The sequence below is a fragment of the Planctomycetia bacterium genome (assembly GCA_016795155.1).
GTDB lineage: Bacteria > Planctomycetota > Planctomycetia > Gemmatales > HRBIN36 > JAEUIE01.
The window spans coordinates 213,924-240,148 of sequence record JAEUIE010000003.1 but is presented as its reverse complement, the minus strand read 5'-3'; the positions used below and the strand labels follow the sequence as shown (position 1 = coordinate 240,148).

The window sequence follows — 26,225 nt, the reverse complement described above, 5'->3', positions numbered from 1 at the left end:
GCCATGCCGCCAATCGTACATTATTTGCCCGATGCATTACGGACCCTTCAACGAGACAGATCTCTGAAGAAAATCATTCAGCAGGTAGGTGAGTTCCAGCCTCGACCTACACCGCCCCGAGATTATTTCCCCATTCTGGTCAACTCCATAGTCAGCCAGATGTTATCGCTTAAGGCTGCAGCTACTATTCAGCAAAGGCTGAGAGATCGCCTGAAGCCAGGAAAAGTTGAGCCAGCGGGGATGCTGCGAATCACCATTGAGGAATTGAAAAAGGTGGGCCTTTCAACCACTAAGGCCCAGGCCATGCATGATCTGGCACGTCGAACCCTGGAGGGAGTTTTGCCACTCAAAAGCTTTACCAAACTGGAAAACCATGACATCATTGAACATCTGGTCGAAGTACGAGGAATAGGTCGCTGGACAGCTGAAATGTTCCTGATGTTTGGACTGGTACGGCCTGATGTCTGGCCTATTGATGATTTAGGTCTGCGAGCAGCGGTCAAAAGACTCGATAGACTGAAGGACATGCCTGATAAGAAGTACATGCTTAGCCGTGGTGAAGTCTATGCACCCTATCGCACGGTAGCAAGTTGGTATCTCTGGCAAAGTTTGAAATTGCCCGAATAATTATGCCTTGATAGCCCAACGCAATTTCGCTGATCGCGAGCGGGGGTTGCGTCGCTGTTCATCAAAGCGAGGACGAACAGGCTCGTCGGCAATGGCTGTATACCATCCCGCTGCAAATCCCTCCTTAAACGCACGTTTGACGCGCCGATCTTCGCCACTGTGAAAACTGATGATGGCAGCCCTTCCACCCGGCTTCAAGACTTCAGGAAGTATTCTCAGCAGATGTTCCAGGTTGGCCAGTTCGCGATTAACCAGAATACGCAACACCTGAAAGGTGCGAGCTGCAGGATGGATCTCCCATTGTTTTTTACCTTTGCGAAGTTTGCGCCCCTGCTCACGGTCGACAGGCTGACCAACAGCATGGCCAATAAGCCGACTGAGCTCTACCGTGGTACTGAATATTTCAGTCTGCCTGTGCGTGACAATGGCCTTGGCAATAACGGCTGCGTTAGGTTCGTCGCCAATGGTCTCCAGAGCCTCGGTCAATTCCTGTTCCGAGAGTGTCATGAGCAGGTCAGCTGCTGTTTTGCCCCGTGTCGGGTCCATCCTCATATCGAGCGGACCTTCACGAACGTAGGAAAAGCCTCGTGCTGGATCATCGACCTGCATGCTGGACATTCCGAGGTCTACCAGCAGCATGTCTACGCCGTCTATCCCAAGCTTGCCTAAGATCGTTTGAATAGAAGCATAGTTTCCGTGTTCGAGATGGAATGTCGAACCTTCTTGCTCAAGTCGTAAACGGGCATTCTGCAGATTAACTGGATCGAAGTCGGTACCGATCAGCCTGCCCTGAGGACCAACCTCATGCAGCAACTCACTTGCATGGCCAGCATACCCGATTGTTCCATCGAAGACGATTTCACCCGGTTGAGGCTGAAGAACAGTCAACACATCTTCGAGCAAGACCGGAATATGTTCGCCTTGTGGCGTACTGCGACGCATGAGAATGCTCAGTTGGTTCGTTCTATTTTTTCGTGAGGCTGCACAGCCCAATAGAGCTTTTCACGCAACGTGCTGTAGTAACTCCGTTCAGGAACTCTGACACGACGAAACTTCACGGGTGCCTGCCTGATCACTACTCGATGTTCTGAAGTTACAGGCAACTGTATTTGCCCATCAATGCTGATCACTGCCGGGTTTGAACCGGGGTGCAATGCGATGCCCAACACTCGATCAGCACTGTCAACCAGCGGTCGATAAGTTAGTGCATGGGCACAAATGGGAGTGATGACAAAGGCAGCCAGCTCCTGTCGCATGATTGGCCCACCGGCGGAAAGATTATGCCCCGTTGAGCCGATGGGTGTGCTGACAATCAGCCCATCGCCACTGAAGGTAGCCACCGTTTCCTGATCGATTGAGAGGTCAATGTGGATCAGATGAAGTGGTGGATCAGCATGGATAACCATTTCATTCAAACCCAGCATCTTGTGTCTGGCACCACCGCCGGTAACGGTACATTCAATCATCAGATGTTCCGTAATGGCAAACCCGTGCGAAAAAAGATGGGATAATACCTTGCTGGCTTCCTGCTGTTTGACATCGGCAAGAAAACCGAGCTTTCCCAGATTGATTCCTAACGTAGGCATCTGCTGATAGCCCATATATTGAGCCGCACGCAATATCGTTCCATCGCCACCCAGCACCAGTGCCAGATCCGCTGGTGAATGATCGCGCTGGTCAGGCTCGGCGAGATCAATTTCCTTGAGGATTTGCTGCGTCTGAAGTAAAGGCCGCAGCCGATCCAGTTCGGAACGCACTTCGGGCTTGTTGAAATAACCAAAAATAATCAGTTTCATCATGCTGTTAATCTACTGCGAAATGCACAGAGAACGATGGAATACAGCGAATCAATGCAATGTACAGCTTCCCTGATTTGTGAACTTTACCCAAATGCATGCAATGTGGTTCATCTATCTTTCCCAATGCCCCTGAATTCATTACAACCGGCAAGGTTTACTTATTTTCATAGGGATTATTGCAATCTTTGCCGATATACGGTATGGCGGACTCTGTCAGTACCCGGGGGTGGGTCTGTCCTGAAGTCGTGACGACTTCAGCGCAGGGGAGAGGGGAAACATCATGCGTCGCTTGGATCGGTGGCGGTGGTTGGCGACCAGACTGGCTGCATTGGGCAGTACACTCCTGGTCTGTGGTGCGTTGGGTTGCACCCAACATCATTTCATGACCGAGGCTGATTACAAGAACCTCAATAAGCAGGCCTTATGCGGCGTAACCGGCCCTGCGTGTGAAGAACCTGCAGATATGCTTCGTTCACCTGAAAAAGGTGATATTCGTACTATTCTTTCACCTGATGCCAAAGCTCGTGACATTACCCTGGCCGAGTGCATCGCGATCGCATTGGAACGTGGTCGAACCGGTGAAAACTTCCGCAACTTCAGTCAGGGTGGCTTGCCACTATTCTCCGGCCCGCAAGGTGGTCAGGTAAGTCAGTCGGATGCGATCAGAGTCTTTGCCTATGATCCTGCCATTCGTGCAATCGATATCGAACAGGCGCTAGCCAAGTTCGATGCATTCTTCCGCAGCGGAATGACCTGGAACAAGGTTGATCGGCCTATTGGTACAGCTCTGGCATCATTCCAGGGAGCGTTTGCCGGCGTGACTGCCATTGCCCAGGACACTGCATCCTTTCAAAATGCCTTGCTGAAACCCCTGCCAACCGGTGGACTGGCAGGCATTTCATTCAATATGGATTATGAATATTCCAATCTGAATGCTCGTGTCAATCCATCCTATCAGCCTGTAACTTCATTAAGTGTTGAACAACCATTGTTGCGTAATGCTGGTGTTGGGATCAACGAACTGCTCGATTCTCATCCTGGCAGTGTGCGTGCACAGGTTCCAACAGGCGGTCGTGTACCAGGCATTCTGCTTAGCCGTATCAATACTGAACAGTCAGTCATCGACTTTGAACGCCGGGTCATGAATCTCTGTTATGTTGTGGAAGAAGCCTACTGGCGACTGGAAGAAGCATTCTGGATCAAGTACAGCCGGGAAATCGCATTGCGACAGGCCCTGGAATCATGGAACATCGCCAACGCCAAGTACAAGGCAGGCAGTGCAACACTACTGGAACTGAAAACGGTTGAAACACAGTACCGCAGTTTTCAAAGTCAGTATGTGCAAGCGTTGGGTGGTATCCTCGAAGCTGAACGAAGATTGCGCTACCTGGTTGGCCTGCCCGCGGAAGATGGCACCCGTCTGATACCGGCAGACACTCCGACCGAAGCGCCTTTCCGACCCGATTCATCAGCAGCCATACAGGAAGCGCTCTCCGAACGGCCTGACCTGAAACAAAGCAGGTTGGAAATTCAACGCAGCCATTTTGAAGTATTGCGAACTGAAAACGGACTGCTGCCTGACTTGCGGGCCTTTGCCAATTATGACGTACAGGGACTGGGAAACAGGCTGGATGGTGGAGACGCTTCTAATGCCTTTAACCCCATGCTGCGTAACCAGTTCCAGAACTGGAGCGTAGGCTTATCTTACACCATGCAACTAGGCTTCCGCAACGAGCACAGTGAAGTACAGCGTGCGAAATTCCAACTCATGCAGCGAGCCATTGCACTGGAAGAAAATGAAACGAGGGTGATCTTTGAATTGACACAGATCATCAGGCAACTGATCGAATTCCACCGCGTGATCGAAGTAGCAGTGGGCCAGCGTAAAGCTGCTGCTGAAGTGGTAAAACTCCGTTACCAGGCTTACAAAGCGGGTAAGGAAACGATCAACTTCCTGCTGGAATCGCAGCGTGATCTGGCGGAAGCGCTGCGTCAGGAGCATAGTGCTATTGCCAATTACAACATTGCACTGGCCAGCTTTGAAGCGGTCAAGGGTTCCATCCTGGCTCACAATAATGTCAAGATCATGGATGGTCCACTTCCAGAGTGTGTGCAGGCAAGAGCCAGCGAGCATATCCGGCAGCGAATGGGAGCTGCAGTGATCGTGGAATCAGGCTCTGGTCCACTGTTCGAAAAAACGGGTGGCATGATCACACCCAATCTGCCTGAGAACAAACCGGTTTCTGCGAAAACGATGAATGAGGCAGTAAAAGACCTGGGGGCATTACCGGTAAAACCAACTGATGATCTGCCGATACTCACTGATATTCAGGAGTTGCCACCTTTGCCGGAAAAGAAGTAACTAACGAGCAACGATCCCGTCACGATAGGGATCTTTGTCGTCCAGCAGCAAAACACCTCGGCCGGTGATAAATGCTTCACCGGTGATGCTGGGGATGATGCAATCGCCCTCCAGCTCGTAGGTGCCTTCAAATACACTGCCAATAATGCTTTCCTGTTTCCAAACCTGTCCCGGTTTCAATTTCCCATCTGCAGCCAGACAGGCCAGCTTCGCACTGGTACCCGTTCCACAGGGAGATCGATCGTAGGCCCTGCCTGGACAGAGTACAAAGTTCTTACTGTCGGCTTGCGAACTGGGGCCAAACAGTTCTATGTGATCGATCTCTCCGCCGTCTTTACCTGTGATGCCCGCTGCTTCAAGAGCCAGACGAATCTGCCAGGTAACGTGGAGCAATTTTTCTGCATGCTTGAGCTCCAGTTGTTCCTTGTGCTGATGAACCAGGAAGAACCAGTTTCCTCCCCAGGCAATATCGCCCACGACTCTCCCATAGCCTGAAACATCAATCGCTACGTCTTTTCGGAAACGATAGCTGGGAACATTGCGAACGGTAACACGGTTCGAATTGTGCAGGATGGCTTCCACCGTACCCACGCAGGTTTCGATGCCGTGTCGACCTGGCTTAATGCGGTCAAGGTATTTCAGCGTTGCCAGCAGACCAATGGTGCCGTGACCACACATGTTCAACACACTGACATTGTTGAAGAAGATGATCCCCGCTGCATGATGATTCTCCAAGGCGGGTAACAGTAAGGCGCCCACCAGTACATTGGAACCTCGTGGTTCATTGACCGACGCAGATCGAATCCAATCGTATTGATCTCGAAGAGCAAGACGTTGTTCTGCGACATTCTTTCCAGGCAAGACCGGTGCACCGCCAATGATGATGCGGGTTGGTTCGCCACCAGTATGAGAATCAACATATTCCAGCGAGATCATGACATGCGCCCTGTAATTATGTGGTTTCGAACTGTTATTGCTTGCTTCACTGCAGACAGCATGGTACCACTATGCAAGGAATAGCATACGGAGAAATCTGACATGACGCTGGAGTTACCACCAGTCAACTTGCTGGCTGTGATTGTTGCCGGGCTGGTTGCATTCTTTCTCGGAGCAGTCTGGTATAGCGCGCTATTCGGCAAAATGTGGCTGCGCTATCATGGCTACACGCCGGAGCAGGTCAAGGAAATGCAAAGGCAGCGTCCGCCACACATTTTCTTTGGCACCATGCTGCTGGCCTACTGGCTGATGGCAACCATGCTGGCTTTTCTGCTCTACTGGATTAAGGCGGAACACTGGCTCGATGGTGTTGCAGTTGCTGTCGTCGTCTGGGGCATCTTGCAGGCAGTTGCCATGACTGATTACATCACGAGTAAGAAACGTATTGAAATCTATTTCATCGATGGATTGTTTCAGTTCTGCTTTCTTATTCTATCTGCGATTGTCCTGACGCTCTGGAAATAGCACAACTCACGCGTGTATCTCCACCACATCAAGATCATGCAGTTCATGATCCCGGCTGACGGTCTGACCATCGATCACGCCTGTGCCCCAGATGCGGGCATGCTTGAATGTCTTGGCTAAATCCTGGTGGATGGATTCTGCGAGATCGATGATCGTGCTGCCATCGGGCACAGTGAATGGATCTTTCTTGACCAGTGGCTTGCCGGGCTGCTTGCTGTAAACACGGAGCAGTTGCAATCTCTGAAATACTGCTTTCTTGAATTCTTCCACCCCAGCACCTGTGGTGCACGAGATACAGGTCCATTGCGTGTTGCCACCTACTAGATCGGCATAGAGTTCGCGTCGGAAGTCTGCATCGGGCAAATCCATCTTATTGCCAACCACCATGCAACGAGTCCAATCAAATTCAGGGTCAGCATCTACCTCGTCGCTGAACGCCAGTTTGATATGAGCGTCAGCCAATCGATCCAGCACTTCCTGAGTTGCAGTCAAACCATCGTCATCACCCAGATCAATCACCAGGATGGCTGCGTCGGCATTGCGGATCATGTTGGCCTGCCAGCTTTCGAGATGATCTTTAGTAATGGGTGGCAAATCGATTAATTGAATTCGCACCTCCTCCGTTTCCATCATGCCTGGATAAGGCTCGCGAGTGGTGAACGGATACGGAGCAACTGGCGAAGTAGCTTTGGTTACCTGGGTGATGATGCTGCTTTTACCAACATTCGGGGCACCCAGAATGACTATCTGGCCGGCACCCTGTCGTGGAATTTTCGCAATGGTATGGGTTTTGGCTGGCGTTGCTTTTTTCTTTTCGATCTCTTCCCGCAGAACCGACATTTTGGTCTTTAGATCTTTTTGAATCTTCTCCGTCCCCTTGTGCTTAGGCAGCAGTTGAAACATCTTCTTCAGCAGCACCAGCTTTTCATCGCTGGTTTTGGCTTTCTTGTATTCCTCTTCAGCCATGTTGTACTGTGGAGTCAGATTCGCTGGCATTGGCTCATCCTGATGACGCGATTGTCGGCACAGTCAGTTTATGGCCTTGTTGTTTGAAGCAAAGCACCAGTCCATCCAGGAATATCCTTCGAACCAGGCCACCTCCTTCATAAAAAAGAGGCATCACCTTATTGCAGGTACACTCATGAACGGCCTTTACGAACAGATTCAGGAAGCAGCCCAGGTCATTCGATCACGCTGGAAGGGGCAACCTAAAATCGGCGTCATCCTTGGCACAGGACTCGGCGGCCTGGAAGCAGATATTCAGACCGATGTTACCATTCCCTATCGTGAGTTGCCTCATTTTCCGGTATCCACCGTTGAATCGCATGCAGGCAAACTACTTTGTGGCAAGATCGCAGGCAAAGAAGTAGTAGCCATGGCTGGCCGCTTCCATCAGTACGAAGGATACAGCCTGCAGCAGGTGACCTTCCCGGTTCGTGTCATGAAAGCGCTGGGTGTCGAAATTCTGATCGTCAGCAATGCCTGTGGCGGTATGAACCCACAATTTACCAAGGGCGATCTGATGCTGATTGAAGATCAGATCAATCTGCTGGGCGATAATCCCCTCATCGGCAAGAATGATGATCGGCTGGGGCCACGCTTTCCCGATATGTGTGATGCCTATGATCGGGAACTGTTGAAGCTGGCTGAAACCATCTGCAGAAACGAACGCATACCGTTCCAGAAAGGCGTTTACGTGGCAGTCACGGGTCCAAACCTGGAAACCCGCGCCGAGTATCGCTTTCTGCGAGGCATCGGGGCTGATGTGGTGGGTATGTCTACAGTCCCCGAAGTGATTGTCTGCCGACATGCAGGCATTCGCGTGCTGGGCATTTCCATAGTCACAGATATGTGTCTGCCTGATGCATTGCAACCAGTGGCTTTACCGGAAATTCTGGAAACAGCCAGGCATGCGGAAGTGAAGCTGCGAACGCTGGTTCAGAAAGTGATTGAATCGCTCTAGCGATAATCTTCACTTCCGCTGTCTGCTGAGCATATATTGCACCTGGCCGATGAGGCTGTGATGCTGAAAAATCATCAACAGTCCCAAGCCAATGACCAGCATCACATTGACGATGGCTGCCACCCACATGCTGGCTGTCCCGTGTGGATCGAAAAGGCCAGTTAATGGCAGAATGTACAACAGCGCCCAGGCACCCAAGCCGATCAGCATCAAAATGATCAGTGATTGCCGAAGTTGCGGCTTGCGACAGAACTTGCCCAGTTGCCAGCAGCCAAGGATAACGAAAAACCAGATGGCAAAGAACAATAATTCCCAGAGAGCTTTTTGCCACCATTCTGTTGAACCTTCACCAAGTAATCTTCCAAGACGTTGCTGTGGTGACGAAAATATGACACCCGAACTCAGAATGAGTGATTTTGCCTGAATGGATAGATAGAGCTGATAGCCTGCATAGCCGGCAATTCCGAGCAGACTCAGAAGAAACCAGACTGGAGCAATCATGATCCACGGCGTGAACATCAGCAGAAAGAGTGCTGCAAAAAAAAGCATGGTGTTCAGCACCATACAGACCTTATACACCCATGTGACGATATCAGACATGCCACCAACGAAGCTCAGCATGCCGGTACCTTCCAGTTGTCGAGTCTCCTGATTGAACGTGGGGGCTGGAATAGTCTGCGAAAGCAGCAGAATAACAAAGCCGAGTATAGCACCTATCATTTTGACGCCACAGTAGCCCCATACACTGAAGCTGAATAGTGTCAGTCCCTGGTTAACCATCGACAGGTTGCGACGTTCAGATTTATGCAGCACAAGTTCATCGCTGACTTCATCGTCGTTAGCATGCTGTTCATGAACTGAATGATCCAGTTGAGCAACCGGAATATCATCCGCAAGTGCAGTCGGAATTGGTTCAGCAGTAATGGTCGGTACTTCTACGACAGGAATAACCGGTTCTGGTAATGGGGCTGCGACAATGGGTTGAACTCGAGCAACGGCAGTAGACGGCGTGACCTGGTAACGCTGCAATCGGTCCGTTGTCACCCAGGCATGACCATTACACTGAGGACACTTTATCTGAGTTCCGATATATCGGGCTTTCACCCGCAAAATGTGTCCGTTTTCGCAATAGACTTCATATTTCGGAACCAGAGGTTCGCCTGGTCGAGGCGGAGAAACAACGATCAATAATTGACAGGCTGGGCAGGCAATACGACGCCCCATCTGGTCAGGAAGAATTTCAATCTGATGCCCATACAGGCAGGTAATGAGTCGCACGTGAAGCAACCTTCGATGGCATTGCTACAAAAGTATAGAATGAGATTATCAAATTCCGGGAAAATCTGCCATGAATGATTCTGACACCAAACAACTGCTGCAGAATACGAGAACGATTGCAGTGGTCGGCATGTCCGACAAGCCACACCGTGCCAGCCATCACGTGGCTGCTTACATGAAAGCGCAGGGTTATCGCATCATCCCGGTTAACCCGACACTTACTTCGGTGCTTGGAGAACGATGCTATCCCACGCTTCGCGATATCCCGGAACCAGTAGATATGGTAGACGTCTTCAGAAAATCAGATGCTGTACCATCTATTGTTGATGATGCCATCGCCATTGGCGCGAAATCAGTCTGGATGCAGGAGGGAGTAATTCACCAGGACGCTGCTGACCAGGCCAGTGATGCAGGTCTGCTGGTGGTCATGGATCGCTGCATTCTGAAAGAGCATGAACGGTTGATGTAATTACTTTTCCCGCAGTGCATAGAAACCAAATTCTTGCCCCTGCATGCGGGTAGTGCCACAAATCACATCGGCCTGTTTGGTGAAGGCAAAACCGGTGAACTCCTGGGTAGTGTTCGGAAACTTGACAGTAAAGTTCAGTTGATGCTTCACGGTAGGATGCACCTTCCCACTGATTTCATACCCCCTCCCTGATTGTTCAGAAGTATAGGTGCCTGTAACGGTACCATCTTCTGCGATGGAAAGTACTAGTTCGGCCGTGCGTCTGCCATCATCATAAAGTTTGTATCTACCTGATATGGATGCTGAGTCGAATGCGGTTCCCGCTGCTGACTTCCTGGCTGTTTTCTGTTCCTCAACTCCCGGCGGATGCTTCGTTACCAGGTACAATCGAGCTTTTCCTACTGCTTCGAGGTATATGCCTTCGACTGTATGACGGTAGCGCACGTCCCCGCCAATTGCTGTCGGCACCACTTGTCCCAGATCGAAACTGTATTGAAATCCATCGTAGAGATGCACCGTAGCGGAGAAGGCCTGTATCGCCCGCTCCTGTCCAAGCTTATAGGAAGTAGCGCGTTCCAAAAGTGCCATGGGCACTGTTTCCTGCTGATTGCGCTGGCGGGCAAACTGCACGAGCACCTTGGCGAGATGTCCTTGGTTGGTTTTGACAATCAGCAGTGCGCCACCCGTTTCCTGAAAGAGCGTATTGTGCTTGACCACCTGGGATGGTAACAGTTTCTCGACAGCCACCACCTGCGATGATTCAACTGCCTTGGATAATACTGAATTGGTATAGCGGTCAAACGTGTCGGCATAAGTTATGCCATTCAGCAGAAACAGTAGCGTGATTGAACTGATTGAGTGATACATCGAACAGGCCTTGTAATGTGAGTAACGTCGGTCATCAGATAATAGTGCCATCTGGAATCACAGTATCCTTGGCAATGACAACGATACCATCGCGAATGCAGTAAAGCGGTGCATCACAGTCCTGCAGTTTTTTCTCGTTGAGGATGCGGACATTTTTGCCGATGCGCACATTCTTATCGACAATGGCGCGTTCCACATGGGAACCGTCGCCGATACCGATATGCGGGAAATGTGGCGTTACTTTAGATCTCTCTTCGTCCGACTCGTAACGGTCTGCCCCAATGATGATACAGTCTTTTACAACAGCCTTTTTGCCAATGATGCTGCGCACACCGATGATGGAGTGTTCCACCACAGCACCTTCCTGAATCAGGCAGCCATCGCTCAGCAATGCCCGACTGATGGTGGCAGACATGACCTTGGAAGCAGGTAGAAACCGACGCCTGGTGAAAATCGGGCCATCTTCGCTTTGAAAATAAAATGGCGGCTTATCGTGCGTAAGCAGAAGGCTCGCATCAAAATAGGCGGCTATGGTGCCGACATCTTCCCAGTAACCATCGAAAAGAAAGCCTTGTACTTTCCGTTCTTTAATACTGTTGGGGATGACATGTTTGCCGAAGTCGGTGTTCAAGGGATCACGCAGATGATCGATCAAAACTTCTTTCTTGAAGAGGTAAATACCCATGCTGGCCAGGTATTCACGGCCCTTAGCTGCAATGCCGTTCCGTTCAATAGATGAAGCTGGCGTGCGATGCTGATCGAGCAGTTCATCGGTTTTCGGTTTTTCCACAAATGCTGTTACGCGACCATCCTCTGCCAGTTTCATAATGCCTAATGCTGAAGCAGCACTTCGCTCTACGGGGATAACGGCAATGGTTATGTCAGCATTGTTTTTCCGATGCGTTTCAATCAGCTTTTCATATTCCATGCGATAAAGCTGATCACCTGAAAGGATCAATGCTTCTCGAGTGCCAGGCTGATCGATGTATTGCAAATTACGGCGAATCGCATCAGCGGTGCCTTCATACCAACTGGTGGAATCCATGGTCTGCTGGGCAGCCAGGATTTCGACAAAGCCACCGCCAAACACATCAAAGTTATAACTGCGTGTGATATGTTGATGAAGACTTGCCGAGAGAAATTGCGTTAACACGTAAATACGATTGAGACCAGAGTTCAGGCAGTTGCTGATGGGAATGTCGATCAGGCGGTATTTGCCCCCGATGGGTACCGCGGGTTTACTGCGATATTTCGTAAGAGGATAGAGCCTGGTGCCCTGTCCTCCACCCAGAATCAAGCTGATCACATCTTTCATAAACTGCATGCCTTGTTACTAGCAGAGAGTGTACCATGCGTGTGTGCCTACACTTAAGAAGTCATGCGGGTCGGGTGCCACGGTTTGCGTGTACTCACGCTAACCGTGCCCATTCACCGCATAGTTACTTTTGCGGGCTTACTTAGTTGACCCTGAGTTATCCATTTTGTCAAACTGAATACTTGCAACTCGATCAACATCTGACCATGATGTGGTGGAATCCTCTGCAGGTTCAAGTGAGAGTATCATGGCTAGTATGATTGCGTGCACCAGTTGTCGCCAGGCATTAACGTTGCCAGCCGGAATCGCCTCTGGCACTTCGATACGCTGCCCTGCCTGTCAGAAGGTGATGAAGTATCCAGGATCGCCTTCGAATCCACCCCTGGCAAAGCCTATTGTGCCACAGGCTAAAGTTGTTCCTACCCAGACTGCAAAACCTGGCAGCACTCAACCCATGGCCAAGCCGATTGTTAGAGCGACACCGGCACCCATTCCCAGCAAGCCTCGCAGCTCCGTTCCTCCGCCCCCACCCGAAGTAGTGGATGATGAACCTACTCCATCAACACCGAAGAAAAACAAAAAGAAAAAGAAGAAGGCAAAGCTCGCAGGCGCAACGGTGCGAATTGGCGGCACAGAAATCAGCCGCGGCATGTTCTTTGTCCTTCTTGCCCTTTTCCTTTTTTGCGTGACCGGTATCACACTGATCTTCATGTTTGTTCCCTTCGGAAAGATGTTCGCGAGTGCACCTGAAGCACAGATTGTTGATGTGTATACTGTTATCAATGGAATGGGATACAACAATGTTGGCGTGCGAGTGATGAACTCGGAAACCGCAGCATACTGCATTCCAGGCCCCCGACAGATTGTGGTTGCCAGGCCGAATCCACAAGGAAAATTCCTGTTACTGCGATTGAAAGTGCCGTACTCCGAAATCGATCGCGTCTTCCAAGGCGTTCGAACCCGAATTTATCTAACCAAAGAAGCCATTCAAGTGGAAGCCAACGGGGTGAAAAAGGATGTCATGTTTATTCAGGATGACAATATGGCTGCAGGCGAATTTCAGTTGAGCTATCAACCACCTCAACAGGAAGGTGTAAGAGTATCGCTGCGAGATTACATTGGTCCCAAGCCACCTGATCGCAACTGGTCGCACGAAGGCACCCTCAAAGAGTACGATGACACTATTACTTTTGAAAACAAGAATGGCATGCAGGTTGTCATCTCGGTGGGCAGCCAGCGACAGGATGGTGGCGGAGGCAACATCCTCGAACATGTCACAGGCAAGAAAATTCTAGGCAATCAGCAGGGCCTGACAGGTGGTGTGGAAGGATACATCCATGTCAAATGGAATGAAGGATCGTCAGGCCACATCATCTACTCAGACCTGGAGCAGCCGAATGAAATCGGGCTCAACTGGAATGTCAACTGCATCTGCGAGATACCCGCAGGCGCCCGAGATGAAGTGAACCTGATTGTGTTGGGTAAGAGCAGAAAACTCAAAATCCAATAATCACGTGTTATTGAACGCGGATTGGCTTGGAGAGCTTGATGGCAGGTGTTTCCGCTTGATTGACTACTTGCACTGCTGAGTGCTGCTGTCGCCATACTGCAGGTGGTGAGGCTGTAACTGGAACCAACTGTCCAGCCTGATTTTCTGACGATATGTTGCTCGGGAAGAGCGGACGGGGAGTTCGAGGCTGCTCACTGGGCGAAGGCAAGGTTTCATACCCTGTCTGCTGGATATTCTTTTCAAATTCAGGTGGCGTTGGTGGTGCCGGGAGAGGCGGTGGACCATCCTGATTGATCTTATTGGGTGTAATAGGTGTGCCAGGTAAGCTTGATGGTTCTTCTCGTGGCTTCAGCGGAATGATAGGAATAACTGAAGAGCTGCCGCTGTCCTTATCGGGCTGATTGGGCAAAGGCAACTCAGGGGCTGTAGGTTTAGACTCCGGTGGCACAGGAGGCGGTGTGTTAACCGATTTGTTTTCAATTTGTGCAGGTATGCGGCCCGCTTCTGCTGGTGCAGAGCTCAGGTTGGCAGGAGCAGGAAGCGGCGAAGCAGCAGGAACCAGATTATTCAGCGGACCAACCAGGGTGCCATTAATCATGTGGCCGGGAGTAACAACGGTATACCCCCCGGGGACTGCTGCTCCCCTAGGCATCATGGGAGCTTGGCCCGGGCCAGGCAATCGAATCGTGAAATCACGTTCCGCTTCGTACAGCTTGCCATCGAGTGTGGTAAAGCGAACGACGACACGCATCTTCTCCTGCGTGGGCATGGCCTTGAATGGAATCAGAATTCGGTAGGAGGGAGAACCCAACATAGGCTGATCCCAGGATCGCCTGAGTTCCTTCGGAGAGATATCAAACGCAGAGAGTGGTACTTTCAAACCTGCTGATGTTATTTCAAATATTTCGATATGGACTGATCCAGGTGCCTTGATCGAATGACCATCCAAATCGCGTGGTTCAATCAGGAATTGCAGCGCATCGTCAAAAGGAATGCGGGGATTTGAGCGAAACCCACCAGTCAACCGTCCAAGAACAATTTCTTTCACCACACCAGGAACCGGCGGTTCACCAGCCCTCTGCCTGCCAGCAGCGGCGTGCTGCATCCGTTCAATTTCCTGATCCATTCCCTGGATCATGAATTCCTTGCGATCTACCTCTGCCTTGAGTTCCTGAATATGCCGTTCCTGTTGTCGAAGTTCAGCTTCCAGAATATCCTGCTGCTCTCGCTTCTCTGTTAAAGACTTGCAACCCGTCTGAACCATTGTTGCCATGCAACAAACAAGCAGCACCATTCCCCGTTGCAGAGAAGGTTGAACGGCGCAACACCACTGTAAGAATCCAGACGACAGGCGCATGACGATCTGGTCTTCTCCCCCGAAAGACGCACAGTATTCTTATCGGCATAAAATAAAACAAGGCTTCGGGGAAGCCTTGTTTCAGATTCGATAATGTTGCAATTGTCAAAACAGGCAAGAAACTCAGTTTGCTCAGTTTACCTAGATTACAACTATCTCCAATTCTCTAATTGGTTAATCCTTTGATTCCGAAGCAGCTTTCATCACGGGCATGGGAATGCGTTCTAGAACTTTGTCCACCAAGCCATATTCCATGGCCTCCTGTGCTGACATGAACTTGTCACGATCAGTATCTCTTTCGATCTGATCCAGAGGATGACCAGTGTGCTTGAAAAGAATTTCGTTCAATCTCTTTTTGAGACGCAGGAATTCCTTAGTGTGCAGCAACAGTTCTGTGGCGGTGCCCTCGCTGCCTGCCATTGGCTGATGAATCATCACCCGGGCATTGGGAAGACAGAACCGTTTGCCTTTGTTTCCCGCAGCCAATAGCACAGCCCCCATACTTGCTGCCTGGCCCATGCAGTACGTTGCTACCGGGCAACTGACAAACTGCATCGTATCGTAAATCGCCAGTCCAGCGGTAACCGATCCGCCGGGGCTGTTGATGTAGATATGAATGTCATTCTTGGGATCATCAAATTGCAGGAACAGCATCTGGGCCACAATGATATTAGCCATGTGATCATCCACCTGGCCCTGCAGAAAGATAATACGATCCTTGAGCAGGCGGGAGTAAATATCCATCGCCCGTTCTTCGCGTCCACTTTTCTCAACAACTATGGGTACTAGCGGCATGTCAAGGTATCCTGTCCTGATATATGGTTAAGCCTGGTTATGATGCGGTCTTAGGCAGTTCGACCGGTGGTTTGGTCAGAATGTCATCCACCAGGCCAAATTCCTTGGCTTCCTGGGCGCCAAAGTAACGATCTCGTTCCGTCTCTCGGGCAATGATTTCAATGGGCTGGCCCGTGTGCTTGCTCAGCAACACGTTCAGCTTGTGACGGTCAGCCTCGATTTCACGAGCCTGGATTTCAATGTCGGACACCTGGCCACCAATGCCGCCATGAGGCTGATGCACCATGACCTTGGAATGGGGCAGGCAATAACGTTTCCCCTTGCTGCCACCAGCCAGGAGGATAGCTCCACCACTGGCAGCCATGCCGATGCAATATGTTGCTACCGGGCATTCGAGGAATTGCATCGTATCGTAAATCGCGAAAGTGCTGGTTACCATACCACCAGGGCTGCTGATGTAGAAATGAATTTCCTGCGTGCGATTTTCGTACTGCAGGTAGAGCATTTTCATGACGATTTCAATGGCGGAAATGTCATTGATGACGCCAGCGAGGAAAATGATCCTGTTTTCCAGCAGCAGATCGCCAAGCGACATCTGTCGCTGCCTGGCATAATCGCGATACCGTTGAATGCTGGGAGGCAGCTGAATCTGCGAAGGAATAAACTCATCACCAATGATTGGTACCATCTTCGTGCCCAATTACGAAAGAATCTGTTACACCCGCATTATACGGCAGACCACCAGATTGCAAATGCCAGTCAGCACGTCAGCACAGCGTGCTTTCTGGTAATGATGACCAGACCTGATGTCCGTTGGATTTGGTCGAAAAAACAACAGAGAAAACCTGGCACCCGTACTGCGGGTACCAAGTATTGATTGACTGTACTATCGTGCATAATCCACGAAGCGAGTTTCACGAATAACGGAAACCTTGATTTCACCCGGATAGTTCATCTTTTCTTCAATAGCCTTGGCGATATCGCGACACGCTTTCTGTGCTTCCTGATCGCTGATCTTTTCAGAATTGGCAATCACCCGCACTTCGCGACCGGCCTGAATGGCAAAGGCTTGATCGATGCCATGGAAACTGGTGGCAATCGATTCGAGTTCTTCCAGTCGCTTGACATACTTTTCCAGCGTATCGCGTCGAGCGCCGGGACGCGAAGCACTGATGGCATCAGCAGCAGCCACGATAACGGTATACACATGATCGATGGTGATATCGTCGTGGTGCCCAACAATGGCATGCAGCACATGCGGATTGGTTTCGCCATACCGCTTGGCAAGTTCGGCACCAATCTGGGGATGCCCGCCTTCCATTTCATGGTCTGCAGCCTTGCCGATGTCATGAAGCAGACCGCAGCGCCGGGCCAGTTTGCCATCGTAACCCAGTTCTTCTGCTATTAACCCCGCAATATGGGTTACTTCCATGCTGTGCAACAAAACATTCTGGCTGTAACTGGTGCGGAATTTTAATCTGCCCAGTAGTTCCACCAGCTTATCGTGCACAGGGCCGACATTGGCATCCTGCACAGCACGATAACCTACTTCCATGATGGACTTTTCCATCTCCATCTTGGTTTCGTTGACGATCTCTTCGATGCGTGTGGGGTGGATGCGTCCATCAGCAATCAGCTTTTGCATCGCCAGCTTGGCAGTTTCGCGACGGACATTATCAAACGCAGATACCACCACGACACCCGGCGTATCATCGACAATGACATCAACTCCGGTAGCTTTCTCGAAGGTACGGATATTGCGACCTTCACGACCGATGATACGGCCTTTCATTTCATCGCTGGGGATATCCACGGTACTGACGGTCGTATCAGCAGTGTGGGCAGCAGCATAACGCTGCACGGAAGTGGCAATGATCTCGCGTGCCCGCGTTTCCACTTTCGATTTGAGCTGTTCTTCGTGCTTCTGGATGCGTTTGCCGATTTCCTGGGCAAGTTCCTGTTCCACACGGGCTAATACTTGAGAGCCTGCCTCTTCTCGCGACATGCCGCTGATTTCGAGCAGCTTGTCGGTTTGTTCTTTCTCCGCTTTCTGCAGATCGGTTAGTTTACGATCCAGTTGCTCCCGGCGCTCTGTCGCTTCCTTCTTGATCTTGTCAACTATCTTCTCTTTCTTGAGCAGGGCCTGCTGCTGCTGATCAAGAGATTCTTCCCGTTTTTCAATGCGGCGTTCCTGGTCTTTCAGTTCATTGCGAATTCCCTGCAGTTCCTTGTTGAATTCTTCCCGTTTCTGAAATAATCCATCCTTGGCCTGTTGTTCAATTTCCTTGGCGTTGGTTTTCCCCTGGGCAATAATCACTTCAGCATCGCGTCGAGCCTGTTCGAGCATGGCATCGACATCCTTCTGGAAGCCTGCCTTGCGTAAACGATCGGCCCACTGTCGGATGCCAAACCCGCCGGCCAGGCCGAGCAGGAGGGCAACGCCAGCTATGGCTAGTTCGTACATGTTCAGTCAAGTCCTTTACGGCAATAAATGAAGCCGACGGACCAGACGTTTCGCGGTGAGACACGGTTTCGGACAGCCTGCTACGGTACTGCCCCGGCATCCGATCGGTTTGCCGGGAAATGGTAGTACAAATGATATTCACGAGCAGGACGGGCATGTTTTCCTGTAATGTTCTGCCTATTTGTGTGTGTCAATGGGGCTCGCGCCCCGTCAATCGATACGTCAGGTTCTGGCGGCTATGGATAGCATGTGCAGAATAGTTTCAAGCACATGGTTAAACGAGTCACTACCGGCATGATACCGCTTCACCACACAGATGCAAAGAGAATCTTCTGGAGGGGAAGCAGTATCGCTGCCGGTTTTAGTCACCGATAATTTTTATCAGAACACGCTTAGCCCGATGCCCATCGAACTCGCCGTAAAATATCTGCTCCCATGGGCCGAAATCAAGTTTGCCTTTCGTGATCGCCACCACTACTTCCCGGCCCATGATCTGGCGCTTCATGTGGGCATCAGCATTGTCTTCGCCGGTGCGATTGTGGTGGTAATGATTCGGATCAGGATTGAACGGCGCCAGTTTCTCAAGCCACTTGCCAAAGTCGTGGTGCAGTCCGCGTTCATCATCATTGATGAACACGCTGCTGGTGATGTGCATGGAATTCACCAGCACCAGCCCTTCACGCACACCACTGGCATCGATTGCTTGCTGTATATCCGGTGTGATATTGATGAAGCCCATTTTCGTGGGCAGGTTCAGCGTCAGATATTGCGTATGTGATTTCATGATCTACTCGATGAAGGAATCGAACACGCGCACTTTCAGCCAGGTATCCTTGTTTTCATTGATGAACAGAGCGTGCCTGGGATGATCCTGGTACACATCATGAGCTGCCTTATCCCTGAACACCAGGTGCAGTGCCACATCCCATTCACGATCATTGACCTCGCGGCTGAATTCTTCTGCCACGGTTCCCGCTGCAAAATAAACCGTGCCTTCATGACCCTTCAGGTATTTCTGGCATGCCGATACCAGTTTCTGCCTGGCTGATAGAGTACGTTCTTTCAAAGTGAAATAGACCATGTGGCCGATCATGATGAATTCCTGTGCTGGGATATTGTTAAATCGTCAACTGGCAGATCTGTTGGTAGGGCAACATCTGTTCAAAACGAACACCAATCGAATACTTGGTGCTGTCGAGCTGATCAACCCAGACCACTGTACCGTTGGTCTTGAGTTTTTGCGTGAGACTGGTACTGGTGATCTGCACTTCGAGATCCTGCCCGACTTTCAATTCGGCATTGGTTACCATGCAGAGACCGGTCTGTGATACATCCCAGACAACTTCAGCAATGTTCGGCCCCATGGTGCCACGCTTGCGGCATTCAGCCAAGAGCCAGCCGCGAGGCCGCTTGCGAATAGAACTGCGCCGGTTGGCATCTGATGTCGTCATGACTTTTTCCGAGGGGACAGCATACCTCTATCCTAAACAACCTCGCACGGTCATCAATACAAAAAATGCCCTATCATCTGAGATGATAAGGCATGGTTTTATTGAATTATTGGTTACTTATGAACCGCTGCCGGGGATGACAGGCAGCTTGGCTGATTCAACCTGCTGCTTGACGAAGACCGGCTGCACTTTCAAGCTGACGTTCTTGCCATCAGCCGTGGAGCGGATGCTGGTAGCCAGGCCCACGCCGCCCTGTGCAGGCAGATCGACTTCGGTTTGCCCAAGCAGAGCCAACTTTTCCATTTCGGTTGCCTTGGCAGTCAGCGCCTTGACACCTTGAACTGCTTGCACCTTGCCTTCACCACCGAGGATGACTGGCGATGCCAGTGTATCCAGTTGGGTGTTGTTGGCTGCAGCCTGGTTCAAGCGTCTCTCCTGAGCCAGTTGACGGAAGGTATCTGGTGATGCCAGATGGGCTGGGTTATGACGGCGACCCTGCTTGAGATCGAAGCTCAAAGTGGTTTCATCGTCGAGTGTCAGCGTCGTGCGTTCAACACGCTCGTCAGCTGTGCCCTGGTTCTGGATGATTTCCAGAGTTGCCTTGCCACCAACAGTACGTCCCCAGACGCGGCGAACGGTGAAGGCGTACTTGCCAGCGAAGGCTTCTGCAACGCTGTACTTCTTGGCACGAGCACCGCTGGCCTTATCGATAGCCAGTGTGCCACCACCAATGGACTGGCTGGACACTGTGGAGCAGGTTGAACCGGTTGGATCGGTTGCTTCCAGTTCCAGTTCTGCTTCGCCCTGATAAGTGAGTTTCACAACCAGATCACGCTGAGCCTTGGTTTCAAACGACTGTAGCATTTTGCTGGCTTCCGTGCTGCGACCGTCCTGAGACAGTGCAGTAGCCAGCTTTTCTGCAGCCTGGCGAGCCTTGCCATGCAGATCGACTGCGTCCGTTGGCCAATCCTGTGACAGGAGAGCGCCAGCAGCCCAAGTCATGCCAGCCACATCCTTGGCGGATTGAGCATAGCTCAATGCTTCCAGATATGGTTGTGGGTTCTGAGGATTCAGATCTGCACTCTTGCGGCAATACTCAACTGCTTTCTGCCACTTACTGTGCTTAGCCATGGCTTTGGCAGCCTGAAGCAGGCCATCAACCTTGCCTGGCTTCAGATCAGCACCGGACAAAAGGGCCTGCTCGATTTCTTCTGGATTGCCATTCGACATTTCCAGAGTTAATGCGAGAGCATCGTACATCCAGGGGCGAGGTGCCACTGAGTGCTTCAGTGCTGCCTTGAGTAATGCAGCAGCATGTTCCGCTTTGCCATTCTGAACCAGGAAATCGACAGCAGCTATCGTCAGACTATTTTCAGTGCCACTCTTCTGAATGGTATTATCCCAGAAGCTGCCTGGATTGACATCTGGTGATGATGGTTTCGAAGCAACCATTGTTGATTGATTCTTGTTATCCTTGTTGGCCAGCGCGTCGCCAAGGTTTCCACCGTTGCGTTCACGCATACCCAAACCGCCACCTGGAGGGCCACCGCCAGCACCAGGGCCTGCAGGACCACCTTCTTTTTCAATGCGTTTGTATGGCGAAGGGAGTCTGGTCGTGCGCTTGGAAGGTGCACGGAAGACCATGGCAAGCGATTGATCATAGTAGAACATCTGATCTTTATCGGGGTTGCCCTTAAGAGGAGCACCACCCATGCCACCCATACCGCCACCGCCCATTCCACCCATACCGCCGCCGCCCATACCACCAAGCCCACCGCCTCCCATACCCCCAAGGCCGCCGCCACCCATACCACCAAGTCCGCCACCACCACCTAAACCGCCACCCGCTTGTGCGGTTTCATCGTCCCAATCAGCATCAGTAATGACGACGCGGATAAGGTTTTGCAGCATGAATGATTGAATGAAACGTGTACCCTGACTGGCAAAGTTGACGAAGGCACCGCCTCCCATCATGCCACCCATACCACCGCCCATACCCCCACCCATACCGCCACCCATACCGCCCATTCCTCCCATACCACCACCCATACCGCCCATACCACCACCCATTCCACCCATTCCACCACCACCAAAACCTCCCATACCACCCATACCACCACCCATTCCGCCCATACCACCCATTCCGCCCATGCCACCCATTCCACCCATACCACCCATTCCGCCCATGCCACCCATTCCACCCATGCCACCGCCCATGCCACCCATACCACCACCACCCATACCACCACCCATACCACCACCCCCCATGCCACCACCACCGAAGGCGATGGTCATGGTTACTGGAGGCATTACGAGAGCGCCAACATCCGTAACACGTACGATGCGTTCACTGAGAGCTCGTTCCTGCGTCGTGATTTCAATGTAATCACCACGAATGATGTAGGTTGCAGTCAGAGCCAGATCACCTTTTTTCAGATCTGCTAACAGGTAGGTAAGGATGGTTGCCAGTGACACTCCCTTCATGCGCGGAATCGTCACTTTGATATCACGAATATCTGATTGCTTGATATTTGGCTCAAGATCACGGAAAGCATTCGTGTTGATAACCAATGTGATATCGAATGCAGTCTTGATGAAATCAATGTACTCAGTGAGTGGGAATTCCTGATCGAAGTACTTTTCAAATCGATTCGTTGGTTTGTACAGCGTTTCCTGGAGACGGCTGGCTTCCTTGGCTACGGGCATCCCATAATAGGGATCGGTCCAGCGTGAGATTCGATAATCGCTCAACTCCAGCCAGGTTCGCTGTCTGCGACCACGGAAGAAGAACGAATCAGGTTGTGGATAATACAACGGTGGTTCATCTGGTGTCGGGATGGACGATTCATCAATCGTCAACATCGTTGCCAGGAAGTTATCGCGTTTGATGGCGATAATGCGATCCCACTGCGATTGCTGATAGGCGCTGTCGGATTGTTCCCGTGCAGCAACTGCCACTTCGGTGTAGCGTGGATGTGACAGGCTGGCTGCATAACGTCGAGCTTCATCAGCCTTGATGACTGCTTCTTCATAACGGGCTTTGGCCATTAACGCATCGAACTGTGCCATGCTGGTACGCAGGCGTTCTTCAGTTGCTTCGCGAATGCGGGCAATGGCTTCGCGTGCCTTGGCAGCTGCCAGAAGAGCTTCTTTTTCAGCAGCTTCAGCTTCAAATCGTTCTGACTTGACTTGTGCCAGTCGGATTTCACCTTCCAATTGTGAACGTATCTGTTTTTTCAGATCTTCGCTGATATTGGCATCGGTTCGCACTTCCTGTTCGAGCAAGCGCAGGCGATTGAGTGCATCAACAGGATTGCTTGCCAGGTCTTTCCGAGCCTGCTTGAGTGTTTCTTCAACACTCAACTTGACACGCTGTGCTTCAACATCAGCAGCCTGCTGAGTTCGTTTGAGCAGATCGTCTTCCTGTTTGTTGCCACTGCCTTGCTGCTTGGCGAACAGTTTGGCATTGTTAGCAGGATTCTTCTGCAAGGTCGAAACCAGGCGGATACCAGCCTGCGCGTCAGCATCCTGTGGATCAAGCTTGGCAGCTTCCGAGTACAACTGAGAAGCCAGATCAAGCTGATTGCCTTTCACAGCAAATGCAGCCTGGGTGAGTAAATCTTCCTTGGCGAATGCAGATTGTGAACTGGCAAATACCAGTGCAAGGTCAGCACGTACCAGTGCTGGAGCATTCTGGTCCAGTTTCCACTGGCGTACCATGCTCGGCAGGAAGAAGCAATCAGCAGTGCTGGTCAATACTTTTTCGTTCTGAGTAACGCTGACAGCCTGTCCGTTGACCTGGCCTTTGCAAGTGACTGCAAACTGATTCAGCTTATTCTGATATTCACCAACTACCAGCGTTGGCTGATCGGCACGCAGCGGTGGCAATTTGCCAGGCAAAGCCAGAGTGACTTCCGCAGGCAGTTGAACTTCAACATTACGCATGACAGGTGCAGTCATGCTCTTGAAGAAGCGGGATGTAGTTGCTTCAGGCTTTTCCTGATTGGCCAGACGAAGCACAGCGCCACCAGTAGCTGATGCGATGCCGCTCATATCTAGAACATCAGGCTTGAAGCCAACTGGAATGACAAAGAATTGAATTTCCTTGCCGAGCAGGTTGCTGGACAGGTTGGCGCGATCGCTAGCCTGCAGCGGATTCAGTGCACTAACGCCATCACCAATGTAGACCACCAATTTCCGGCGATCATGGGAACCATCAAACAGGTTCTGTGCGGTCTGGATGGCTGTCTTCAGATCAGCAACGCCCATCGGGGTAACATCGTTTAATGCCTTCAATGCGCCTTCTACCTTGGCGTCTTTGGCTGATACCCACCCAGTATGTTGTGAAACCTTGGCAGCAACGGAGGCGATGGCTACGCGATCTTCGCTGCCGAATTTCTCACTCAGTTGTTTGGTGAGTGCCTTGGCAGTGTGCCAGGGAATGCCAGCCTGGCTGGCAGTGGAGTCGACCAGGAAGAGCACATCGGTCTTCACCGGTGCTGTGTGTGCAGCAAGTTCAGGCTGCAGCTTCAAGGCGAAGTATTTTTCGCCTGATGCAGTCTGATAGGTATGAACTCCTGACTCCAGGAATTTGGCCTGCACAAAACGTTCACTGAGCTTGCTCAGGTTTTGTGGGAATGCAGCCAACGTGCTCGCGGGACGACCGCCTTGATCGCCGAGGAGTGCTGTAGAAGCAGTTGCAGTGGTAGCAGCCAGGACTGCGCCTAAGAAAAGCTGACGACGGACAGAGATCATGTCCAGACTCCGATATGTGAAACAGACAGACGTGATATAGTGGGAGCCCCAAGACAGGGTGCTCCTAGAGTTGTGTTGGTAGTATAGCAGAAAGTTGGGGTGGAAGGCTAGAGAAATTTCACCGATTTCGCAAGGTGGCTCAAGTTTAATGATCACCTGCTGTTAAATCTGTTCATTTCCCTCGCGTCGCTACCGTACCTTTCTCATTGTTTTCAGCTGCTTACGCGACCGGTTATCCCTGATAACGTAAGATCATGCCTGAATAGGCTGTTGAATTGCTTCAGCAATCCAATCGGTACAGATTGCGTTGCTGGATGAGTTAATATCCGAACAATGCTGCTGAACGATTTGGAACTGCAAGTCTCAACGGACCTGAAGAATGAGAAAGCTCCTCCCAAGTTTTCCTATAACACTACGTGGCACAGCGTCGACTTCACGCTGCCCAACCACGATGCAAGCATTCACTTTTTGCTGCACCGGTTGCTCAGTGTGAATGATCAACCACACACGTCTCCTACCTAGTTTGCCATGATACAGGCAAAATGTAGAGTAAAAATCAGTGGTCAACAATTGAATCCATCAAAACCTGAATCGGTTGTGACAGGTTGGCGGATTGTGCATTGACCTTAACGATCACGTTGCATTTGAAACTGGGCAAACTTTGACAGTTGTAACTATTGCATCGGAACACCAACAAATCGTGGCCAGTACCACTGTGCCTCACGTGCAATCTGCCACAAATCAAGCGAGTTCACAACGTATGAAATCACCAGTTGTTTTTCTGACGACCAGTGTGGATGCGCCTTGGCTGCATAAGTAAACAGTTTTTTATCCTGCCTCATTTCCGGGCAGACGTAGACCACTTTTGCTTCAGACCAAGGCCCCCCACGGGTTGGCAGACTTCCTCATCAGAATGCGCTCGGACAAACCATTCTCCGTGTAAATCAACACATACTCACTTCCCAGACGACTTACCGAAAATTCTGGAGACATTCCACCTGCCATGAGTGAAGCCTTTTCTGGATCAGAATGCCAATCACCGGCACCATAGAACCGCCACTGCTTGAAGTCGTTCACAGATTGGACAGGTACTCGGGCGACCACCAGCGATCTAGTTAACAACTTCAGCTTGCGCTGTTCAACAAAGCCGTAGACGTAAAGATCATCGCCCACCTGGCAATTTGCGCCACCCCAGCAGACAGAACGATCCTTCTCAAACTTGGAATGAGGCACTTCGCATTGCTCATACTTCCATTTCTGTGGAGATTCCTGTGGGTTACTCACCATCGCCAGCCATTGCCCATTCTGCTTGAACCCGAAGACGCTTTTGTCGTCTGTCTTTTCGATCCTTGCCATGAACACAGCAAGCTGACTGCCAGTCATGGTTGCGGATTGCAACCAGTACCAATCCCTGGAGTTTCTGGCAGGCTTGAACAACGCTTCCGGCTTGCCTTCGCGATTTTGATACCAGAAACTCATCACTGGTTTGCCGCTGGAACAATCTTCGATGACAACCGTGTTGTTTATAATGGTTGCATCCGTACGTTTTTTGTTTTCGACTTTACCGATCCAAGTATCACTGAACAGCCAGGCAATTTTATGAGGCGACAACCTGACTGAATAAAATCCATCGCCACCAATCCAGCCTGACTGTTGCTGAAACAACTGATCCAACTCAGGCAATGGTTTACCGGCCTGAGTGGCGGTGAATAAGAGCAATAAGAAAAGCAGTGTATGCATATCCTGCATCAA

22 protein-coding genes are annotated in these 26,225 nt (G+C 50.9%); 6 read left to right on the top strand and 16 right to left on the bottom strand.

Annotated elements, in window-relative coordinates; translation table 11 throughout:
• Positions 1-3 precede the first annotated feature (3 nt).
• Positions 4-627: a DNA-3-methyladenine glycosylase 2 family protein gene (locus JNJ77_01905; GenBank protein ID MBL8821313.1), complete on the top strand. Its 624-nt coding sequence runs from the start codon at positions 4-6 to the stop codon at positions 625-627.
• Here the strand turns inward: JNJ77_01905 and rsmH are convergent, their stop codons facing one another.
• Together rsmH and JNJ77_01895 are read right to left on the bottom strand one after the other, a co-directional pair.
• Complete coding sequence (rsmH, locus tag JNJ77_01900; GenBank protein MBL8821312.1) at positions 628-1,569, bottom strand: 16S rRNA (cytosine(1402)-N(4))-methyltransferase RsmH; 942 nt, start codon at positions 1,567-1,569, stop codon at positions 628-630.
• An 8-nt stretch (positions 1,570-1,577) separates the two neighbouring features.
• Positions 1,578-2,426, bottom strand: a complete 849-nt coding sequence (locus tag JNJ77_01895; protein ID MBL8821311.1) for an NAD(+)/NADH kinase — start codon at positions 2,424-2,426, stop codon at positions 1,578-1,580.
• A 280-nt stretch (positions 2,427-2,706) separates the two neighbouring features.
• On the opposite strand from JNJ77_01895, the gene JNJ77_01890 reads away from it, so the two are divergent.
• Positions 2,707-4,788, top strand: coding sequence for a TolC family protein (locus JNJ77_01890; protein MBL8821310.1), 2,082 nt, complete (start codon positions 2,707-2,709; stop codon positions 4,786-4,788).
• On the opposite strand, the gene JNJ77_01885 is transcribed toward JNJ77_01890, so the two are convergent.
• The gene (locus tag JNJ77_01885; GenBank protein MBL8821309.1) at positions 4,789-5,724 is read right to left on the bottom strand and encodes a proline racemase family protein; all 936 of its coding nucleotides are present in this window, start codon (positions 5,722-5,724) and stop codon (positions 4,789-4,791) included.
• Between the two features lie 102 nt (positions 5,725-5,826).
• Between JNJ77_01885 and JNJ77_01880 the strand changes: the two genes are divergently transcribed.
• Entirely contained in the window at positions 5,827-6,249 is a 423-nt protein-coding gene (locus tag JNJ77_01880; protein MBL8821308.1) for a DUF1761 domain-containing protein, read from the top strand.
• A 6-nt stretch (positions 6,250-6,255) separates the two neighbouring features.
• Here JNJ77_01880 and JNJ77_01875 read toward each other — a convergent pair whose 3' ends face one another.
• Positions 6,256-7,245, bottom strand: a complete 990-nt coding sequence (locus JNJ77_01875) for a 50S ribosome-binding GTPase (GenBank protein MBL8821307.1) — start codon at positions 7,243-7,245, stop codon at positions 6,256-6,258.
• Positions 7,246-7,390: 145 nt separating this feature from the next.
• Here JNJ77_01875 and JNJ77_01870 point away from each other — a divergent pair, with 145 nt between their 5' ends.
• On the top strand, positions 7,391-8,212 hold the full coding sequence (locus JNJ77_01870; GenBank protein ID MBL8821306.1) for a purine-nucleoside phosphorylase: 822 nt from the start codon (positions 7,391-7,393) through the stop codon (positions 8,210-8,212).
• Between the two features lie 9 nt (positions 8,213-8,221).
• Here JNJ77_01870 and JNJ77_01865 read toward each other — a convergent pair whose 3' ends face one another.
• Complete coding sequence (locus tag JNJ77_01865) at positions 8,222-9,490, bottom strand: hypothetical protein (GenBank protein MBL8821305.1); 1,269 nt, start codon at positions 9,488-9,490, stop codon at positions 8,222-8,224.
• 70 nt (positions 9,491-9,560) lie between these two features.
• On the opposite strand from JNJ77_01865, the gene JNJ77_01860 reads away from it, so the two are divergent.
• Positions 9,561-9,959, top strand: coding sequence for a CoA-binding protein (locus tag JNJ77_01860; GenBank protein ID MBL8821304.1), 399 nt, complete (start codon positions 9,561-9,563; stop codon positions 9,957-9,959).
• Here the strand turns inward: JNJ77_01860 and JNJ77_01855 are convergent, their stop codons facing one another.
• Positions 9,960-10,877 carry a hypothetical protein gene (locus JNJ77_01855; GenBank protein ID MBL8821303.1) on the bottom strand — a complete coding sequence of 306 codons (918 nt, stop codon included), beginning with the start codon at positions 10,875-10,877 and terminating at the stop codon, positions 9,960-9,962. It abuts the gene before it with no gap.
• On the bottom strand, positions 10,861-12,141 hold the full coding sequence (locus JNJ77_01850; GenBank protein ID MBL8821302.1) for a glucose-1-phosphate adenylyltransferase: 1,281 nt from the start codon (positions 12,139-12,141) through the stop codon (positions 10,861-10,863). Before JNJ77_01850 ends, JNJ77_01855 begins: the two co-directional genes overlap by 17 nt.
• Before the next feature lie 247 nt (positions 12,142-12,388).
• Here JNJ77_01850 and JNJ77_01845 point away from each other — a divergent pair, with 247 nt between their 5' ends.
• Entirely contained in the window at positions 12,389-13,651 is a 1,263-nt protein-coding gene (locus tag JNJ77_01845) for a hypothetical protein (protein MBL8821301.1), read from the top strand.
• Positions 13,652-13,658: 7 nt separating this feature from the next.
• On the opposite strand, the gene JNJ77_01840 is transcribed toward JNJ77_01845, so the two are convergent.
• The 9 genes from JNJ77_01840 to JNJ77_01800 all read right to left on the bottom strand — a co-directional run bounded on the left by JNJ77_01840 (position 13,659) and on the right by JNJ77_01800 (position 26,213).
• Positions 13,659-14,924 (bottom strand): hypothetical protein, encoded by a 1,266-nt coding sequence (locus JNJ77_01840; GenBank protein MBL8821300.1) that lies wholly within the window; start codon positions 14,922-14,924, stop codon positions 13,659-13,661.
• A gap of 258 nt (positions 14,925-15,182) precedes the next feature.
• Positions 15,183-15,803, bottom strand: a complete 621-nt coding sequence (locus JNJ77_01835) for an ATP-dependent Clp protease proteolytic subunit (protein ID MBL8821299.1) — start codon at positions 15,801-15,803, stop codon at positions 15,183-15,185.
• A gap of 37 nt (positions 15,804-15,840) precedes the next feature.
• The gene (locus JNJ77_01830) at positions 15,841-16,491 is read right to left on the bottom strand and encodes an ATP-dependent Clp protease proteolytic subunit (GenBank protein ID MBL8821298.1); all 651 of its coding nucleotides are present in this window, start codon (positions 16,489-16,491) and stop codon (positions 15,841-15,843) included.
• 198 nt (positions 16,492-16,689) lie between these two features.
• Complete coding sequence (gene rny / locus JNJ77_01825) at positions 16,690-18,267, bottom strand: ribonuclease Y (protein ID MBL8821297.1); 1,578 nt, start codon at positions 18,265-18,267, stop codon at positions 16,690-16,692.
• A gap of 361 nt (positions 18,268-18,628) precedes the next feature.
• Positions 18,629-19,051, bottom strand: a complete 423-nt coding sequence (locus JNJ77_01820) for a YjbQ family protein (protein ID MBL8821296.1) — start codon at positions 19,049-19,051, stop codon at positions 18,629-18,631.
• 3 nt (positions 19,052-19,054) lie between these two features.
• Positions 19,055-19,360: a Dabb family protein gene (locus JNJ77_01815; protein MBL8821295.1), complete on the bottom strand. Its 306-nt coding sequence runs from the start codon at positions 19,358-19,360 to the stop codon at positions 19,055-19,057.
• A 25-nt stretch (positions 19,361-19,385) separates the two neighbouring features.
• Positions 19,386-19,718 (bottom strand): PilZ domain-containing protein, encoded by a 333-nt coding sequence (locus JNJ77_01810; protein MBL8821294.1) that lies wholly within the window; start codon positions 19,716-19,718, stop codon positions 19,386-19,388.
• A 117-nt stretch (positions 19,719-19,835) separates the two neighbouring features.
• Positions 19,836-24,473 carry a VWA domain-containing protein gene (locus JNJ77_01805; protein MBL8821293.1) on the bottom strand — a complete coding sequence of 1,546 codons (4,638 nt, stop codon included), beginning with the start codon at positions 24,471-24,473 and terminating at the stop codon, positions 19,836-19,838.
• Between the two features lie 870 nt (positions 24,474-25,343).
• A complete protein-coding gene (locus tag JNJ77_01800; protein ID MBL8821292.1) occupies positions 25,344-26,213 on the bottom strand; it encodes a DUF4185 domain-containing protein in 870 nt (289 codons plus the stop codon).
• Between the last annotated feature and the right edge of the window lie 12 nt (positions 26,214-26,225).

What these genes read in the sequence shown, in the direction of transcription:
- JNJ77_01855 (MBL8821303.1), bottom strand. Translation starts at nt 10,877, where the DNA reads ATGGCACTATTATCTGATGACCGACGTTACTCACATTACAAGGCCTGT.
- JNJ77_01840 (MBL8821300.1), bottom strand. Translation starts at nt 14,924, where the DNA reads ATGGCAACAATGGTTCAGACGGGTTGCAAGTCTTTAACAGAGAAGCGA.
- JNJ77_01875 (MBL8821307.1), bottom strand. Translation starts at nt 7,245, where the DNA reads ATGCCAGCGAATCTGACTCCACAGTACAACATGGCTGAAGAGGAATAC.
- JNJ77_01805 (MBL8821293.1), bottom strand. Translation starts at nt 24,473, where the DNA reads ATGATCTCTGTCCGTCGTCAGCTTTTCTTAGGCGCAGTCCTGGCTGCT.
- JNJ77_01800 (MBL8821292.1), bottom strand. Translation starts at nt 26,213, where the DNA reads ATGCATACACTGCTTTTCTTATTGCTCTTATTCACCGCCACTCAGGCC.
- rny (MBL8821297.1), bottom strand. Translation starts at nt 18,267, where the DNA reads ATGTACGAACTAGCCATAGCTGGCGTTGCCCTCCTGCTCGGCCTGGCC.
- JNJ77_01850 (MBL8821302.1), bottom strand. Translation starts at nt 12,141, where the DNA reads ATGAAAGATGTGATCAGCTTGATTCTGGGTGGAGGACAGGGCACCAGG.
- JNJ77_01905 (MBL8821313.1), top strand. Translation starts at nt 4, where the DNA reads ATGCCGCCAATCGTACATTATTTGCCCGATGCATTACGGACCCTTCAA.
- JNJ77_01895 (MBL8821311.1), bottom strand. Translation starts at nt 2,426, where the DNA reads ATGATGAAACTGATTATTTTTGGTTATTTCAACAAGCCCGAAGTGCGT.
- JNJ77_01820 (MBL8821296.1), bottom strand. Translation starts at nt 19,051, where the DNA reads ATGAAATCACATACGCAATATCTGACGCTGAACCTGCCCACGAAAATG.
- JNJ77_01880 (MBL8821308.1), top strand. Translation starts at nt 5,827, where the DNA reads ATGACGCTGGAGTTACCACCAGTCAACTTGCTGGCTGTGATTGTTGCC.
- JNJ77_01885 (MBL8821309.1), bottom strand. Translation starts at nt 5,724, where the DNA reads ATGATCTCGCTGGAATATGTTGATTCTCATACTGGTGGCGAACCAACC.
- JNJ77_01870 (MBL8821306.1), top strand. Translation starts at nt 7,391, where the DNA reads ATGAACGGCCTTTACGAACAGATTCAGGAAGCAGCCCAGGTCATTCGA.
- JNJ77_01830 (MBL8821298.1), bottom strand. Translation starts at nt 16,491, where the DNA reads ATGGTACCAATCATTGGTGATGAGTTTATTCCTTCGCAGATTCAGCTG.
- JNJ77_01860 (MBL8821304.1), top strand. Translation starts at nt 9,561, where the DNA reads ATGAATGATTCTGACACCAAACAACTGCTGCAGAATACGAGAACGATT.
- JNJ77_01890 (MBL8821310.1), top strand. Translation starts at nt 2,707, where the DNA reads ATGCGTCGCTTGGATCGGTGGCGGTGGTTGGCGACCAGACTGGCTGCA.
- JNJ77_01845 (MBL8821301.1), top strand. Translation starts at nt 12,389, where the DNA reads ATGGCTAGTATGATTGCGTGCACCAGTTGTCGCCAGGCATTAACGTTG.
- JNJ77_01810 (MBL8821294.1), bottom strand. Translation starts at nt 19,718, where the DNA reads ATGACGACATCAGATGCCAACCGGCGCAGTTCTATTCGCAAGCGGCCT.
- rsmH (MBL8821312.1), bottom strand. Translation starts at nt 1,569, where the DNA reads ATGCGTCGCAGTACGCCACAAGGCGAACATATTCCGGTCTTGCTCGAA.
- JNJ77_01815 (MBL8821295.1), bottom strand. Translation starts at nt 19,360, where the DNA reads ATGATCGGCCACATGGTCTATTTCACTTTGAAAGAACGTACTCTATCA.
- JNJ77_01835 (MBL8821299.1), bottom strand. Translation starts at nt 15,803, where the DNA reads ATGCCGCTAGTACCCATAGTTGTTGAGAAAAGTGGACGCGAAGAACGG.